Below are 15,061 nucleotides of genomic sequence, written 5' to 3' on the forward strand. Positions count from 1 at the left end.
CGACTCCCGGTCGGATGACGAATTGTTGACGACGAAACGCAGTCTGTTGACGACGAATCGCAGTTCAGGCTGAGGTTACAGGCTGTCGCAGTGCGGGTTGACGGCGTACGGCCGAGCGGAGATTCACCCGACTTCGACCGGTGTCTGCTCACTGAGAGTGGACTCCCGACCACGGCGGCGGGTGATCAGCCAGCCGAACGTGACCGCGGTGAAGTGCATGACAATGCCGTACACCGCACCGGGGATGGCCATCTCGGCATTGTTGAGCAGGGCAGGGCTCAACGCGACCGTGACCGTGAAGGCGGTGTTGTGGATGCCGATCTCGAACCCGGCCGCCGTCGCCGCCCGGTGGTCGACGCTGGCCAGCCGTGACGCCCCGTAGCCGACCAGCAGACTCACGACGTTGAAAACCAGCACGGCGAGTCCGACCGAGACAAAATAGTCGGCGAGATTCTCCCGCTCCGCGTAGAGCACGGCGGAGATGGCGACGACGAGGACGACGACCGACAGCGCCCGGACCGGGCGGTTGAGCCGTCGTGCCAGCTCGGGCGCACGCGTGCGCAGGAGTATCCCGATCGCGACCGGCACGATCACGATCAGGAAGACCTGTAGCACCTTGTCGAACTGCAACCCCAGGGCGGCCCCGTCGGGCAGGAAGTACCCGGCCGACAGGTTCACCACGATCGGCAGGGTGACCACGACCAGCACCGAGTTGATCGCGGTGAGCGTGATGTTCAGCGCGACGTTCCCACCGAACAGGTGGCTGTACAGGTTGGCCGTGGGACCGCCCGGCGACGCGGCGAGCAGCATCATCCCGACCGCCAGCTCCGGCGGGAGCCGGAACGCGAGCACCAGGCCGAAGCAGATCACCGGCAGCAATACGACCTGACACAGCAGCGCGACCACGGCCGCCTTCGGATGCTGACTCACCCGCCGAAAGTCGTCCATGGTAAGGCTCAGACCCAGGCCCAGCATGACGATGCCGAGAGCGAAGGGAAGACTAGTCAAGATCAACGCGGAACCCACGGTGCAGTCTCACCGACCCGCCACTGCTGGTCAATAGCCCACCGCGCCGCCGCGTCCGGGCCCCTCCCGGCATTCAGGATCCGTAGAGGTCGGTCTCGGAGAGGGCCGCGTCCCCGCTGTCGGTACGTCCCAGGCGGGCGGCCGAGCCGAACATGGGTCCCCGAGCGCGCTGGAGCCCGGCGAACCGCCCGAAGCCGAGTGGCCTTGGTACGTCGTCGTAGACGGCCTCCATGCCGCCCCGCACCGAGTACGTCTCGTGCCAGAAGCCGGTGCCGCCGGAGTCCCGCAGGAAGCTCATCCACCACTGCCGATGCGGCTCCGACCGGGCGTACGCGAGCAGCGAGGGCAGGTCGCGCCAGTACTGGCGCATCCCCATGTTCATCGGAAAGAACGAGTAGTACACGGGCTCGTGCAGTAGCAGCCCGTCGGGTTCGTCCGCCACCGATTCACTGATCTTGCGCCCGAAACTCAGGAACGTCCGGATTCCGTACAGGCGGTTCACCCGCATGCCGAGGTACAGGACCAGAAGATCCGGGTAGGCGGACAGATCGACGGTCTGCCGGTTCACTCGGGTTGACATATCGAACTCCTCAAAGATGGCTATCTATAACTCAACATCAGTCCGACCGCCAGCGCCAGGTCGATGCTGAACCGTGACGGCACCCCGCACGACCGCGTCAACGGCCGCCGAACGGCACCCGCTCTCAAGGGGCGGTGTACCTCAGGGCCTGATCGCCCGCCTGGGCGGTGAGTAGACCGCCCAGGCGTGGAAGGACACGCCGACACCCCAGGCCACGATCGACCACAAGGGCCAGAAAAAGTGCTCCGGAGTGAATAGCCACCACACCACGACCTGAGCCGAATTGGACAGCACATAGCAGAGGAGATGAATCCACAAGCCCCATTTTCGGGCGTTCTCGCTCTTGTTCAACGTCATGCACGCATGCTAGATCGACTAACTTGACGAAGACGGAATCCCGCTCGCGAATGCGCTTCCGTCTTTGGTCAGTGCTTGTCGCGTACCAGTCCCGGGCCGACCCGTCACCACGAACCGAGATTGAGACGGGGTCGGCCCGTCGCCGTCTGGGAGTACCTCCGGCTGTGGTCAGGCGGGGATGCGCTCGGTCAGCCGACGCAGGTAGGCCAGCCCGTCGGTGGCGAGCCGGTCCTGGCTCGGGGCCAGCGGTCGCCAGACGGCCGCGGCCACCGCCATCTCCTCGATCTCGCCGGTGAACGACTCGATACAGATCGGACCCCGGTAGCCGGTTCCGGCGAGCGTGTCGAGCCACCGGGGCCAGTCGATGTGGTCGCTGCCGGGCGCACCCCGGTCGCTGCCGCTGACCTGCACGTGCACCAGGCGCGGTCCGGCGAGGGCGACGGCCCCGTACGGGTCGGACTCCTCGATGTTCATGTGATAGCTGTCGATCATGAGGCCGACGGTGTCGGGCAGCCCGTCGAGTGCCTCGAGCCCCTGCGCGACGGTGTTGAGCACCGAGGTGTCGTAGCGGTTGAGTGGCTCCAGGCCGATCCGGACGCCGTTCGCCGCAGCGTGTTCGGCGACCGGTTCGAGTGCCCTCCGCAGCTCGGCGTAGCACTCACGGCGCTCGGCGGCCGACATCGGCCACCGTTGCCCGACGGTGGCGTACATCGGACCGCAGATGGTTGGCGCGCCGACCATCACCGCGACGTCCACCATGGACCGCAGGTGGTCCTGCGTGGCTCGGACCGTGTCCGGGGTGGCCCGGACCAGGCTGCGCTCCGGCGAGGTGAACGGGATCACCGCGGCGGCGGTGAGACCGTGTTCGGCCAGCAGGTCCCGGACCCGTTGCGGAGACCAGTCACCGAACTGTGCCAGCGGTAGCTCGACGGCGTCGAAGCCCCAGCCGGCCAGACGTGGCAGCAGGGCGGCGAGTGCCTGGTCGGTAACGGGTGCGGTCCAGATCCACGGGTTGACGCCGATCGCGAACAAGGCGGACGACTCCTTCGAAAGTCAGCGACGGTGGCCGATGCGGATCATCAGCCGGCGGCATAGTAGCGCCAGTGGTTGACGCGCGGGAGGGCACCGTCAAACCGGCCGAACCTCGTGCGTCGCGGTGGAGCGACAGGAACCTGGGTACGGCAGGAAAACGTGCTCTGCGTCGTCGCCGGGTCCTGAAACGGACACCACTCGGCCTGCCCGATCCTGCTGGTGTCGCTGCTGGTCGGATGCGACGGCGGCCTTGCTCCCGCTTTTGTTGTCAGGTCGGGAGCGGCACGACGACGTGGACGGCCCTCAGGCCGACACGGACCGGAGCGTGTCCACCACCGGGCGCCGTGTGGCAACCATCGCCGGGATCGCGGTGAGCGCGGCGACGGCGAGCAGGACCCCGATTGCGGTGGCGAGCAGCCAGGAAGCGGGTGGGTATCGAACCTCGGCGCGGCTGACGAACGTAAGGAGCCCGATGCCGGCCGGGATTCCAGCCAGGACGCCGGGTATGGCGGGAAGCAGTTGCGCTACCGCCAGGCCCAGGCTGGCCTGTGTGGGTGTGGCGCCGAGGGTCCGCGCGACGGCCAGCGGCTGCCGGGCGTCGAGGACCGCGGTCCAGGTGCTCACGACGGCGTTGATGAGCGCGAGGATGCACAGCACGACGACTACCACGAGCAGGGCCTGGTCCAGTCGCTCGCTGCGGGGGTTGGCCAGCTCCGTGTAGCCGAGGTCGAAATGCTCCGTCCGGGAGTTGATCATGAGTGTGGCGACGAGTGCGGTTGTGGTGATCAGGGTGTTCGCCGTGACCAGCCGGGCGCGGCGCGGCCGGCGGGCGTTGATCCGTACCCCGATCAGCAGGGGGGTGGGAAGCTGCCGAGACAGCGAGATGCGCCATCGACGGCGCCGCGGTGGTGTCGCGGCGTCGGCCAGCGCGTGGACGGTGCTGGTGGTGGCGGCCCGCATCACCGGTCCCAGGGTTGCCGCCACAGCGATGGTGAGGGCGAGGGCGGTGACGGCGATCACCGTGCGCAGCGCGGGTGGCTGGGTGTTGACGGAGCCGATGAGTCCGGCGCTGGGACGGATCAGCACGGGGGCGGCGAACCAGCCCGTGGCCAGGCCGGTGGAGGCGCCGGCAAGCCCGATCACGAGGTACTCGACGAGGTGGACGGCCGCGATCATCGCCGGTCCGGCACCGACGGCCTTGAGCAGCCCCACCCGGCGGCGCTGGCCGATGATCCGGCCCGCGACGACGCCGGCGACGCCGGCCAGCGCGAGGCCGCTGAGCAGCCAACTGCCAACGAGCAGCGCCATCTGCGCGTCGCTGTACAGCCGGCCGTTGAGGCGGTCGATCGCTTGCCAGGTGGTGAGTTGGTCGCCGACGGCGTAGGTGGTGCTGGCCGCCGTAGGGTCGGCGAGTTTGAGGTTGAGGGTGTACGACAGCGGCTGCCCGCCCGCGAGCGCCGCGATGTCGCCGCGGTCGACCCAGACCAGGCCGCCGCGCTCGACCAGGACGCTGCCCGGGTGGTGCCACCCCGCGTACGGATACGTTGCTCTCGCGGCGGTGACCGCGATCCCGATCACGCGCAGCGGATGGCCGTCGATGTTGACCGTGTTGTCGACGCGGATCCCGAGGGCGTCGGCGAAGGCACGCTCGACGACTACGCCGCCGGGGCGTACCCAGGTGCCGTCGGTCACGGCGGGGCGGTCGACCGATCCGGGTACGGTGTCCCGGCCCTCGACGACGGCGTGCGCCGACGTGCCGCCGGCCGTCATCGTCAGGTAGGCGATCGGAAAGGGGCCGCTGTGATCGGTGACGCCAGCCGCAGCGGTCAGCGATGCGAATTCGTCCAATGCGGCCTGACCGGTCACCCGGGGTGTCACGATCACGTCTGGGCCCGCGGTGGCGGTTCGGGTCTGCTGGTACGGCCGGTCGGCGATCTCGTTGAGCGTGAGGCCGAGGGTCAGCGTGGCGGTGGCGGCGGTGATGGCGACCAGGAGCAGCACGGTCTCGGTTCGGCGACGGCGCAGGTCCCGCACCAACAGCCGGCAGACGAGCAGGAGGCGACCGGACACGTCAGCGCCGCCCGTCGTAGACGGTGCCGGTAGTGGTGCCGACGAACTGGTTGTCGTCGGCGAACGCCCCGTCGCGCATCGAGATAACTCGGTCGGCGACTGCCGCGATGCGGGCGTCGTGGGTGACCACCACGAGGGTCTGTCCCGCGGTGTGCAGCTCCTCGAACAGCCGCAACACCTCCAGGGTGGCGGCGCTGTCCAGGTTGCCGGTGGGTTCGTCGGCCAGTACGACCAGGGGTTCGTTGCTCAACGCGCGGGCGATGGCGACCCGCTGGCGCTGCCCACCGGACAGCGCCGAGGGCAGGTGCGCGGCGCGGTCGGCGAGCCCGACCCGGTCCAGCAGGTACATCGCCCGCCTGCGTGCCTGCCCCGGGGACCGGCCGGCCAGCAACGCGGCCAGCTCGACGTTCTCCACCGTGGTGAGCTCGTCCATGAGGTGGAACGACTGGAAGACGAACCCGACGCTGTCGCGCCGCAGCCGAGCCAGGGCCCGCTCGCTCATCGTGTCGATCCGGTGTTCGGCCAGCCACATCTGCCCGTCGCTCGGGCGTTGCAGCCCGCCGAGCAGATGAAGCAGGGTGGACTTGCCACAGCCGCTCGGGCCCATGATCGCCAACGTCTGTCCGGCGGGTACGTCCAGATCGACCTCGTCGACCGCGCGCACCAGCGCGTTGTGTGAGCCGTACCGCTTGGTCAGCCGACGCGCCCGCAAGGTCATCGATCCGATCATTCCTCCGCCTTCCGCCCGGTCCGATCCCGCTCGGCCCACCCGCGCTCGCATGCCTCCAGCCACTCCAGGTCGGCCCGCAGCCGCAGCACCACACCCTCCAGCAGCAGCCCGGCGACCGGATCCACCGACCGGTCCAGCGCCGCGCGCTGTGTGTCGCGCAATCGGCGCAGTACCTCACGTCGTTGCGCGTCGACCAGCGCGACGGGATCGGCAAGCCGGCCGGCCGCTGCGGCCACGAGTTTCAGATGGAACTCTCCAAGGTCCGGCTTCGGCCAGCTCACCTCGGACAGCCAGTCCGCGACCCGCTGCTGTCCGGCCGGGGTCAGCGCATAGACCCGACGGTCCGGCCGGTCCGGCAAGCCCTCGGCCCGCTCCGAGGTCACCAGTCCGGCCCTGCCCAGCCGGGTCAGCGTCACGTAGATCTGCCCCGCGTTCATCGCCTCGCCCAGCGGACCGAGTGCGCCGCGCATCCGGCCACGCAACTCATACCCGTGCGCTGGCTCCTTCGCCAGCATGGCCAGCACCACGTCCTGCACCCAGCACGCCCCTTCGGTCCGGACCGCTAATAGATAGCGGTTAGCTATACCGCTGTCAAATCCGGCGACGGGGAGTACGGCTTGACTCGGTTGCCGGTGACGGCGAACCGGTCCGTGGACAGTCGTCGAGGTTCGACCCTCGCGACCCGTCGGCGACGTACTCCCCGAGCGGACCCGCGTTGATGACGCTGGCGTCGTACGTGGTTCTTCCCGTGTCAGTTCGCCTTTGCGGCGCGGCCGAGGCGGATGGCCGAGATGAGGAAGAAGATGGCGCCGGGGATGGCGTAGCCGATCGCGTTGGTCAACGCCGGGTCGTCGGCGGAGGCGCCGGCGATGAAGGACGCGCCGGCGAGTACGGAGATGCCACCGCTGAAGATCATCGGCCACTGGCCACCCAGTCCACGTCGGTTGACAGCCACGATCAGCTGGACCAACCCGGCCACGACCGCCCAGGCACCCCAAACGAGCAGGACCGCCGGTATGCCGGAGGTGGCGGCGACGGCCAGGCCGATCGCGGCGAGCAGGCTGACCGCGATGTTCACGTACAGCAGGGCGGGCTTTCCGGTGGCCCGCGACGCGCGGGCGTCGACGACGGCGGCGGCCACGTCGAACAGCGGGTAGAGCACGAGCAGCGTCGCCGCTAGCGGGCCGAGGTGCTCGGCGGTCGTGAACATCACCAGGGCCCAGACGATGGCGAACGCGAAGCGGACGAAGTACAGCCGCCGCAGGGTGGACGCCGTCGTCGAGATGTCGGGTGCGGCAAGGGTGGTCATGGGGATCCTTTCGGTGGGCACTGAGGGGAACTGCGGCCGAGCGCGCGTCGCGATGGGGGACACCACCCACGAGAACGAACGTTCTGTCACGCCAGACGATAGCGAGTTTGTGTCGACGTGGCAAGACCGAACGTTCTGTCACTAGAATGGGCGCATGGCATCCAGCGAGACCGACACCCGGCCGTCCGAGGCGCGACAGCGACTCCTCGACACGGCGAGCAGGATTTTCTACGGGGAGGGGATCCATTCGGTCGGCGTCGACCGGATCACCATCGAGGCAAAGGTGACCCGGGCCACCTTCTACCGGCACTTCCCCGGCAAGGAAGATCTCGTCCTTGCCTACCTGCGGGCCGCCGATCAGGCCATCCGCAGCCAGGTGGACATGGCCCTCGGGGCTGGGCTACCGGCGCCGGACGCCCTGCGGGCCATCGCGGATTCGATCGCGCAGGGCATCCGGTCCGCCGGCTTCCGCGGCTGCGCCTTCCTGAACGCCGTAGCCGAGTATTCCGATCCCGACCACCCGGTGCATCAAGCCGTCCTCGGGCACCGGCAGTGGTTCCTCGACACCGTCAGCACCCTGATGGCGAGCATCCAGGAAACGGAGGCCGAGCCCGCCGCGCAGCACTTCGTCATGCTCCGCGACGGCGCCATGGCGGCCGGCTGCCTCTTCGACCCGGTCCTGATCTGCGAAACCTTCCTGCGCGGCGTCGAGGGACTGATCCAGACCCACGCTGCACGGCAGCCAGCCTGAGAAGCCGACTTCGCCGGATCTGGCAAGGATGTCCCTGGCGATGACCGCGTTAACGAATCTCCCCGGGTGCCGCGAGTCACTCATGCCTGATCTGACGACGACCGTGGGGGCCGGTGTGGGCGGCGGGGGAGGTGCTCGGCTGGACCACGTTCGGAAAGCTGTGGCGAGGCCGGTGGTTGATGTGCGGATCACCGCCCCTCTATTGTTGTGGAGAGGTCTCCACTAACGTTGCGGGGAGAGGCATGGTTCGGTCGGACGCACGCAGGAACCGCAACCGCATCCTGGCCGCCGCTCGCGAGGCGTTCGCCGAGGACGGCGACACCTCGATGAATCAGATCGCGCAACGGGCCGGCGTCGGCCCGGGCACGCTCTATCGCAACTATCCGTCGCGCGAGGCGCTCATCCTGGACATCTATCAGGAGGAGGTCGAGCAGCTCGTCGGTTCGGTGTCCGAGGCGCTGACCACGCAGACGCCGCTGGAGGCGTTGCGGAGCTGGACGACCGTACTGGTCGACGCGATGCGTAAGAAGCATGCCCTGGGCTCCGCCCTCACCCCGGGCATCCAGAAGGCGGTCACCGAGCAGACCTACGGCCCGGTGATCGCCGCGATCACCCTGCTGTTCGATGCCGGTAAGGCGGACGGCAGCATCCGCGCCGACGCCGAGCCCGGTGACTTTCTGCAACTTACCGGCGCCCTGTGGAGGGCCGCCGAGGACCGCACACAGCCAATGCTCGGACTGATCCTCGACGGCCTCGGCGCCAGCCGCCACCGCTGACACGTCAGGCTCCGACCGGGAAGAGGGGCTAACTGGAGACATCTCCAGTTGTAATTGACGATGTGGAGACGTCTCCGGTACAGTTTCGTCTACGTGAGCCGGACACCCTAGGGGGCGGAATGTCGGAAATTTTGGTTACTGGTGGTTCGGGCTACATTGGTAGCTGGTGCACCCTTGCGCTGCTCAACGCCGGTTACCCGGTGTGCACCACGGTCCGCAATCTGAGCCGCGAGCCGCAGGTGCGCGAGATGCTGCGGCGTGGCGGCACTGACCCCGGCGACAACCTGCGCGTCGTACGCGCCGACCTGCGGAACGACGAGGGCTGGGCGGAGGCGGTGGCCGGTTGCGACGGAATTCTGCACGTCGCGTCGCCCACGCTGACCCAGGCGCCGAAGAACGACGACGAAATGGTCCGCCCGGCGGTCGACGGCACGCTGCGGGTGCTGCGTGCGGCCCGAGATGGCGGCGTCCGGCGTGTGGTCCTGACCTCCGCGATCGGCGCGATCGCCTACGGCCACGAGCAGCGCGACACCCCGTTCACCGAGCAGGACTGGACGAACATCGACGCGGACGGTATCCAGCCGTACCAGAAATCCAAGACCCTAGCTGAGCGCGCGGCCTGGGATTTCGTGAACGAAGAGGGCGGCGGCCTCGAACTGGCCGTGGTCAACCCGACCGGCGTACTCGGTCCGGTCCTCAGTTCGGACTACTCGCCGTCGCTGATCGCGATCGCCCGCATGCTCGACGGTTCGATGCCGACCCTGCTGCCCTTCGCCACCGGTTACGTGGACGTCCGGGACGTGGCGTCCCTGCAACTGCTCGCACTGACCGAGGACGCCGCCGCGGGCGAGCGGTTCATTGCCACCGCCGGCCACAGCCTGTGGACGCGCGATGTCGCCGCGATCCTGCACGAGCGGCTCGGCGAGCGAGCGGCCAAGGTGCCGACCAAGGAGATGCCGGTGTGGGTCGCGCGCGGGCTGGCGAAGGTCAACCCGGACATGCGCAACCTGCGCATGCTTCTCGGCCGCAACCTCGACGCCACCTCGGCCAAGGCCGAGCGCCTGCTCGGCTGGAAGACCCGTCCGATCGCGGACACCATCGCCGAGACTGCCGAGAGTCTGCTCGCCCTCACACGCTGACCCCGTCGAAGGGGGTTGTGGCCATGGCAGCGAGTGCGCATGGATGACCAGCACACGTTGGTCATCCATGGCTATGGGGCGGTCACGGCGCGGACGATCTCGTCGGCGGCCAGGCGACCGCGCTCCACGGTGAGATCCAACTGGGCGAGCAGGCTCTTGAGGAAGCCGATGACGAGCACGGTGGCGCCGTCCGGATCGAGATCCGCCCGGAACTGCCCCGCGTCGCGGCCAGCGGCGAAGATGGTCCGCAGATAGTCGGCCCAGGCGTGATCGTTGGACAGCAGTACCGCGTGGAGTTCCGCGTCCCGGTCTGCCCGGGCGTAGATCTCGTTGAGGACGACGAACAGGTTCCGGTCAGCGGCGAAGCGACCGAGGATGTGCTGGATGTGCTCGATCAGCATCCGCCGTGGGTCGTGCACCGGGTCGTTCAGCGGGACCCGGTCGAGGGTGCGGACGATCCGCTGGACTACTGCCGCGACCAGCGCCTCCTTCGTGGGGAAGTAGTAGTGCAGGGTGGCGATGTTGATGCCCACCTGAGCGGCGACGTCGCGGACGCGCAGGCCCTCGAAGCCCGCCGTCGCGATCGCATGCTGGGCGGCGTCGACGATCTGCGCACGGCGCTGCTCGCCCTCGACAGCCGTACGCCTGCTGCCCGGCAAGCGCCACCTCCCGTCGTGTGCTGGTCAGATGCTCGGCGGTCAGCGTAGTGGCCGCTGGCCGGATGTGTTGTGCGGTCAGCGTCGACGTCCCTCGAGGGCGGCGCGGAAGCGCGCGTACCGGGGCGCGCCGATGAATCGCCAGATCAACCCGGCCGGTCCGGGCAGGTGCTTCTTGAGCCACGCGGCACCGCCGTCGGGTTGACCGGCGAGGATGGCGCCCAGCATGTTCCATCCCTGTCCCTTGGGGGTGGCCTTACGGCCGTGCTTGCCGTACCAGTCGATCTCGGACTGGGTGACGACGTGTTCGATGACGGGCACGATGTTGGCTTCCTCGTCAGGGAAGTGCGCGGCGAGGGCGGCGGCGACCCCGGCGAGGGCGACCCGGACCGGTTCGGCATCGGCGGTCGCGGCACTGGCACGCCACGTGGGCACCGCCTCATCGAGCGCAAGGAGGTGCACGAGCATCGCGGCATGCTGGACCTTCATCCGCTCCACGTGGAGGAAGCAGGCTGGCGCACGCTGATCGATCGTGTCCCAGAGCCGCGCGTCCTCGCCCTCATGGTGCGCATGCAGCGCGTTCGAGATCAGGTTCAACTGCGTGGCGACGACCTTCGCATGGCCGACGTCACCCGCGGAGACCCCATCGACGAGCTGGATGGCCTCGTCAAAGGACTTCCGCAGCATGCGGTGGATGTCGAACATCCCGCTCGCGTCGCAGGTCTTCGGACCCTTTACGGGCGGCTCGCCGGTAGGCGGAAGGGGCATAGCTGACATGCGATCCAGCGTACCCATCAAGCACTTGATTGACAACGTGACCGACCAGACAGCGCTCGGGGCGTGCACCTGACCTTGCTCCGCGCCGAGGGTGATCGCCGACACCTCGGGCTACCATCAGCGTTCGCTCAGCGATGCCGCGTGTGGTCGCATTGCTGTTGTCCGGTTCGGCTGACGGAGGGCGTGCGGTGTGGCGGTGGCGCGCAGACGTGTTGACCTGGCTCGCGGCACATGGTTGGTCCGGCGCGACGCGGTCCCTGATCGCACACGGCGAGCGGGGCGACCAGGTGGCGGTCGACGCGCTCTGGATGCTCTGGTACTTCCGGCCCGCCGACACCGTCGTGTGGGACACCCTGACCCGCTGGCGGCGACCGGATTCGACGTACGATCCCGTCAACTTCAGCCGGCTGGCGCTCGGTGACAGCCCCAACGACGATTTTGTCGTGTGGGAGGCCAAGCGATTCGACCATCCCATCAACGACATGGCCCGGCGGTACCTTGCCACAGAGGCGTCGGACGCCGTGGTGCAGTCCTTCTGCCGGGAGGTCGTGGGGGCGGAGCCGGAGATCGACCGGCGGCTGGTCGCGTACTGCGTGGAACACGACGTCACCCCGGTCGATCCGGTGCAGCGGGCGGGTTTCCTGCTGTTGACCCGCCAGTTCGACCGTTACCAGGCACACGACCCGGACGGACGTCTCGTCGTCGCGTACTACCCACCGGAGTCGCACCCCATCGCCGAGCGGGTCCGGCAGTGCCTGGTCGAGCTGGGTGATCTCGACCGCACCGCGCGTCTCATCGCCTCGCGGCAGCCCGTCTCCCTGCTGTGGGACGAGGAGACGGCCGAGTTCGCCGCCGGTTTGGTCACCCGGGCCGCCTGGGCCCAACTGTGGAATCTGCTGCTGAGCCGCCGGGTCGACGAGATGATGACCCACCTGCCGGCATTCCCGCCGGACTGGCATCCCACCGAGCCGGCCGACCGCGACCTCTTCGCCCGCCTACGGGCACTCCCGCCTGACCGGACGATGATCGCGCTCAACTTCATCCGGGCCGATCTCGACCACTATCCGGATTGGACGTCAACGGCCGGTCGGCCGCTCGACGACGCCGAGCCGGCCCACCTGGTGCTGGCCCAGGAGGCGCTTGCCGATCCCGCGGTATCGGACGACGCCCGAGCGTGGCTTGAACCGCTCGTCCTGTGCCTCGAACACCGATTCCGCAGTTGACGCTCCCGGCGTCGGATCCGCGAACACGATGGGAGCGGCTCAGGAGCGGCGGTCCGTACCCAACGGAGCCGAAGCGTTCCCAGTACTGGCCACCAGCCTGGGTCAGCGGGTCAGCGGCTCGTTACCGGAAACCCGGTAACGAGCCGCTCCGCATGTGCCCTTGCGTTCAGTCGGCGGCGCCGAGCTCGATCGGGACGCCGACGAGCGACCCGTACTCGGTCCACGAGCCGTCGTAGTTCTTGACGTTCTCCACCCCGAGCAACTCGTGCAGCACGAACCAGGTCAGTGCCGAGCGCTCGCCGATACGGCAGTAGCTGATGGTGTCCCTGGACAGGTCGATCGGCTCCTCGGCGTACAGCTCCCTGAGCTCGTCGTCCGACTTGAACGTGCCGTCGTCGTTGGCATTCCTCGACCACGGGATGTTGCGTGCGGACGGCACGTGGCCCGGGCGTTGTGACTGCTCCTGCGGCAGGTGCGCGGGGGCGAGCAGCTTGCCGGAGAACTCGTCGGGCGAGCGTACGTCAACGAGGTTCTGCGCGCCGATCGCGGCGACCACGTCGTCGCGGAAGGCGCGGATCGAGATGTCCTGCGCCGTGGCCTGGTAGTCGGTGGTTGCGCGGTGCGGCACGCCCTCGACCAGTTCGCGGCCGTCGAGCTCCCACTTCTTCCGGCCGCCGTCGAGCAGCTTGACCGAGTCGTGACCGTAGAGCTTGAAATACCAGTACGCGTACGACGCGAACCAGTTGTTGTTGCCACCGTAGAGGATGACGGTGTCGCCGTTGGCGATACCCTTCGCCGACAGGAGCTTCTCGAAGCCTTCCTGGTCGACGAAGTCACGACGGACCGGATCCTGCAGGTCCGTCTTCCAGTCGATTTTCACCGCGTTCTTGATGTGGTTCTTGTCGTAGGCCGAGGTGTCCTCGTCGACCTCGACGAGGACAACCTTGGGGTCGTCGAGATGGGCCTCGACCCAGTCGGCATCGACCAGGACCTTGCTGCGGCTCATGCTGGTTCTCCTTCGGTAAGGGTTCGAGAAGGCGTGCCGGTGGCGCCCGATGGACGTGACGTCCGGTTCAGGTGTCGGCGGGTGCGGGATGGATGATTTTCAGGAGGTTCGACGGGAGGTCCTCGAAGGTGTCGTCGATGGCCACGACGTCGCGGCCGGCCGCGTCCAGCAGGGACGCGGCGATCGTCGCGCGCAAGCCGCTCACGCAGTGCACCCACACCTCGCCGGCTGGCAGGTCATCGATCCGGTCGGGTAGCTGATGGATGGGGATGTGCACGGAGCCGTCCAGATATCCGGAGGAACGCTCGGAGTCACGGCGTACGTCCAGCACCACGGCGGCCTTCCCGAGCGACTGCGCGGCCGCAAGCGCGGTGAAGTCCGCGCGCGGGAAGGACGTGAGGTCGTTCTTTCCTCGGACCCACTGAGTCGGCCGGCCGGTGGCGGCGGCGACCGGCCGATCGATCCCCACCCGGGTCAGCTCGCGCTGAGCATCGGCGATCTGCTGCGAATCGTCCGCCAGAAGGGTAAGCGGCCTGCCCCAGGGGAGCAGCCAGGCCAGATAGGTGGCCAGCTTCCCCGTACCCTCGAAGTTCAACGACCCCGCCACGTGCTCGTCGGCGAAGTCGACGCGGTTGCGTAGATCCACCACCCACTCTCCGGCTGCCAGGCGAACCGCGATCTGCTCGGGATCAGCCGGCCGGGGCGGAGTGAGGTCCACCGGAGGCGGCCCCGCCGCGTTGACGGGACCGATATGGGGATAGTACGCCGGTATGTCGTCTAACCCTCCGAGCAACTCCGCGACGAAGACATCCACGCCCTTGATCAGCGCGGGGTTGCGCTGCCGTTCCGCACCGATCGTGGTGGTGCCGACCGCAGACTGCGTAGAGGAACAAAAACTGCCGAATCCGTGGGTGGGCAGGACCGACACCTCGTCGTCCAGTTCATCAGCCAGACGGTGTGCGGAGGCATACTGGGCCCGTGCCAGCCGCCCGGTCATCCAGGGCGAGATGAGGTCCGGTCGGCCGACCGTTTCGTGTAGCAGCGAGCCCCCGGTGAACACCGCGATCTCCCGGGAGCCCTCGCCGAGGACGTAGGCCATGTGGTGCGGAGTGTGCCCCGGGGTGGCCAGGGCCCGCAGCGTGAGCCCGTCGTCCACGGTGACGCAACCGCCGTCCGCGATGGGCGTGTGGTCGAAGGCAACCGAGGCCATGACCGGTACCAGATAGCGAGCACCCGTCGAGCGGGCCAGTTCCAGCCCGCCGCTGATGTAGTCGTTGTGGACGTGGGTCTCCACCACGTAGGCGATCCGCACGCCGCGCCGGGTCGCGGCCGCGATGATCCGGTCGACGTCTCGCGGTGGATCGATCACGACAGCGGCAGAAGGCCCGCCGGCCAGGTAACTGTGGTTGCCCAGGCTCTGGGTCTCAATGGTGTCAATGAAGTACACGGCCGCTCTCCTGAGACAGGTGACGGCGGGCGAAGCTGCCGTGTGTCGGCAGGTCGAGGCGACCGCCGTCCATGGTCTCGGACTCGTCCGGACGCGGGTCACACCGCAGCCGGTGAGATGAGAGATTGTGCGGCAGGACCATGGGGGGTTGGTTGTCAGGTTTGGTGTGGCTATCGATCAAG

General features: G+C 68.3%; 16 protein-coding genes. 4 read left to right on the plus strand and 12 right to left on the minus strand.

All coding sequences use genetic code 11. The annotated features are described in order from the left end of the window. Positions 1 to 123: 123 nt before the first annotated feature. The 8 genes from ACI2K4_RS04805 to ACI2K4_RS04840 form a co-directional block, all read right to left on the minus strand. Positions 124 to 1,026: a bile acid:sodium symporter family protein gene (locus tag ACI2K4_RS04805; RefSeq protein WP_404508786.1), complete on the minus strand. Its 903-nt coding sequence runs from the start codon at positions 1,024 to 1,026 to the stop codon at positions 124 to 126. A 73-nt stretch (positions 1,027 to 1,099) separates the two neighbouring features. Then, positions 1,100 to 1,606: a monooxygenase family protein gene (locus tag ACI2K4_RS04810; protein WP_404508788.1), complete on the minus strand. Its 507-nt coding sequence runs from the start codon at positions 1,604 to 1,606 to the stop codon at positions 1,100 to 1,102. A gap of 141 nt (positions 1,607 to 1,747) precedes the next feature. Then, positions 1,748 to 1,963, minus strand: coding sequence for a 2TM domain-containing protein (locus ACI2K4_RS04815; protein ID WP_404508790.1), 216 nt, complete (start codon positions 1,961 to 1,963; stop codon positions 1,748 to 1,750). A 168-nt stretch (positions 1,964 to 2,131) separates the two neighbouring features. Beyond that, positions 2,132 to 2,995 carry a sugar phosphate isomerase/epimerase family protein gene (locus ACI2K4_RS04820; RefSeq protein WP_404508792.1) on the minus strand — a complete coding sequence of 288 codons (864 nt, stop codon included), beginning with the start codon at positions 2,993 to 2,995 and terminating at the stop codon, positions 2,132 to 2,134. 303 nt (positions 2,996 to 3,298) lie between these two features. Then, positions 3,299 to 5,065, minus strand: a complete 1,767-nt coding sequence (locus ACI2K4_RS04825) for an FtsX-like permease family protein (RefSeq protein WP_404508793.1) — start codon at positions 5,063 to 5,065, stop codon at positions 3,299 to 3,301. A 1-nt stretch (position 5,066) separates the two neighbouring features. Further along, a complete protein-coding gene (locus ACI2K4_RS04830; protein ID WP_404508795.1) occupies positions 5,067 to 5,783 on the minus strand; it encodes an ABC transporter ATP-binding protein in 717 nt (238 codons plus the stop codon). Between the two features lie 8 nt (positions 5,784 to 5,791). Beyond that, positions 5,792 to 6,331 (minus strand): PadR family transcriptional regulator, encoded by a 540-nt coding sequence (locus ACI2K4_RS04835; protein WP_404508796.1) that lies wholly within the window; start codon positions 6,329 to 6,331, stop codon positions 5,792 to 5,794. 215 nt (positions 6,332 to 6,546) lie between these two features. Further along, entirely contained in the window at positions 6,547 to 7,104 is a 558-nt protein-coding gene (locus ACI2K4_RS04840) for a hypothetical protein (protein WP_404508798.1), read from the minus strand. A 154-nt stretch (positions 7,105 to 7,258) separates the two neighbouring features. Between ACI2K4_RS04840 and ACI2K4_RS04845 the strand changes: the two genes are divergently transcribed. From ACI2K4_RS04845 to ACI2K4_RS04855, 3 genes are all read left to right on the plus strand, one after another. Further along, a complete protein-coding gene (locus ACI2K4_RS04845; protein ID WP_404508800.1) occupies positions 7,259 to 7,855 on the plus strand; it encodes a TetR/AcrR family transcriptional regulator in 597 nt (198 codons plus the stop codon). Positions 7,856 to 8,097: 242 nt separating this feature from the next. Continuing rightward, a complete protein-coding gene (locus ACI2K4_RS04850; protein ID WP_404508802.1) occupies positions 8,098 to 8,631 on the plus strand; it encodes a TetR/AcrR family transcriptional regulator in 534 nt (177 codons plus the stop codon). Between the two features lie 62 nt (positions 8,632 to 8,693). Beyond that, positions 8,694 to 9,770: an SDR family oxidoreductase gene (locus ACI2K4_RS04855; protein ID WP_404508804.1), complete on the plus strand. Its 1,077-nt coding sequence runs from the start codon at positions 8,694 to 8,696 to the stop codon at positions 9,768 to 9,770. 71 nt (positions 9,771 to 9,841) lie between these two features. Here the strand turns inward: ACI2K4_RS04855 and ACI2K4_RS04860 are convergent, their stop codons facing one another. Together ACI2K4_RS04860 and ACI2K4_RS04865 are read right to left on the minus strand one after the other, a co-directional pair. Continuing rightward, entirely contained in the window at positions 9,842 to 10,429 is a 588-nt protein-coding gene (locus tag ACI2K4_RS04860; protein WP_404508806.1) for a TetR/AcrR family transcriptional regulator, read from the minus strand. A gap of 75 nt (positions 10,430 to 10,504) precedes the next feature. Beyond that, positions 10,505 to 11,308 carry a hemerythrin domain-containing protein gene (locus ACI2K4_RS04865; protein WP_404508807.1) on the minus strand — a complete coding sequence of 268 codons (804 nt, stop codon included), beginning with the start codon at positions 11,306 to 11,308 and terminating at the stop codon, positions 10,505 to 10,507. Between the two features lie 104 nt (positions 11,309 to 11,412). On the opposite strand from ACI2K4_RS04865, the gene ACI2K4_RS04870 reads away from it, so the two are divergent. Further along, positions 11,413 to 12,426 (plus strand): hypothetical protein, encoded by a 1,014-nt coding sequence (locus tag ACI2K4_RS04870; protein WP_404508809.1) that lies wholly within the window; start codon positions 11,413 to 11,415, stop codon positions 12,424 to 12,426. A 166-nt stretch (positions 12,427 to 12,592) separates the two neighbouring features. Here the strand turns inward: ACI2K4_RS04870 and ACI2K4_RS04875 are convergent, their stop codons facing one another. Continuing rightward, on the minus strand, positions 12,593 to 13,432 hold the full coding sequence (locus ACI2K4_RS04875) for a sulfurtransferase (protein WP_404508811.1): 840 nt from the start codon (positions 13,430 to 13,432) through the stop codon (positions 12,593 to 12,595). A 67-nt stretch (positions 13,433 to 13,499) separates the two neighbouring features. Next, positions 13,500 to 14,879: a rhodanese-like domain-containing protein gene (locus ACI2K4_RS04880; RefSeq protein WP_404508812.1), complete on the minus strand. Its 1,380-nt coding sequence runs from the start codon at positions 14,877 to 14,879 to the stop codon at positions 13,500 to 13,502. Positions 14,880 to 15,061: the final 182 nt, after the last annotated feature.

It is taken from the genome of Micromonospora sp. NPDC050397, from assembly GCF_044901685.1.
Classification (GTDB): Bacteria; Actinomycetota; Actinomycetes; order Mycobacteriales; family Micromonosporaceae; genus Micromonospora_G.

Excerpts from the sequence above, each read along its gene's own strand:
- ACI2K4_RS04845 (WP_404508800.1), top strand. The coding sequence starts at position 7,259 with ATGGCATCCAGCGAGACCGACACCCGGCCGTCCGAGGCGCGACAGCGA.
- ACI2K4_RS04815 (WP_404508790.1), bottom strand. The coding sequence starts at position 1,963 with ATGACGTTGAACAAGAGCGAGAACGCCCGAAAATGGGGCTTGTGGATT.
- ACI2K4_RS04810 (WP_404508788.1), bottom strand. The coding sequence starts at position 1,606 with ATGTCAACCCGAGTGAACCGGCAGACCGTCGATCTGTCCGCCTACCCG.
- ACI2K4_RS04850 (WP_404508802.1), top strand. The coding sequence starts at position 8,098 with ATGGTTCGGTCGGACGCACGCAGGAACCGCAACCGCATCCTGGCCGCC.
- ACI2K4_RS04840 (WP_404508798.1), bottom strand. The coding sequence starts at position 7,104 with ATGACCACCCTTGCCGCACCCGACATCTCGACGACGGCGTCCACCCTG.
- ACI2K4_RS04875 (WP_404508811.1), bottom strand. The coding sequence starts at position 13,432 with ATGAGCCGCAGCAAGGTCCTGGTCGATGCCGACTGGGTCGAGGCCCAT.
- ACI2K4_RS04830 (WP_404508795.1), bottom strand. The coding sequence starts at position 5,783 with ATGACCTTGCGGGCGCGTCGGCTGACCAAGCGGTACGGCTCACACAAC.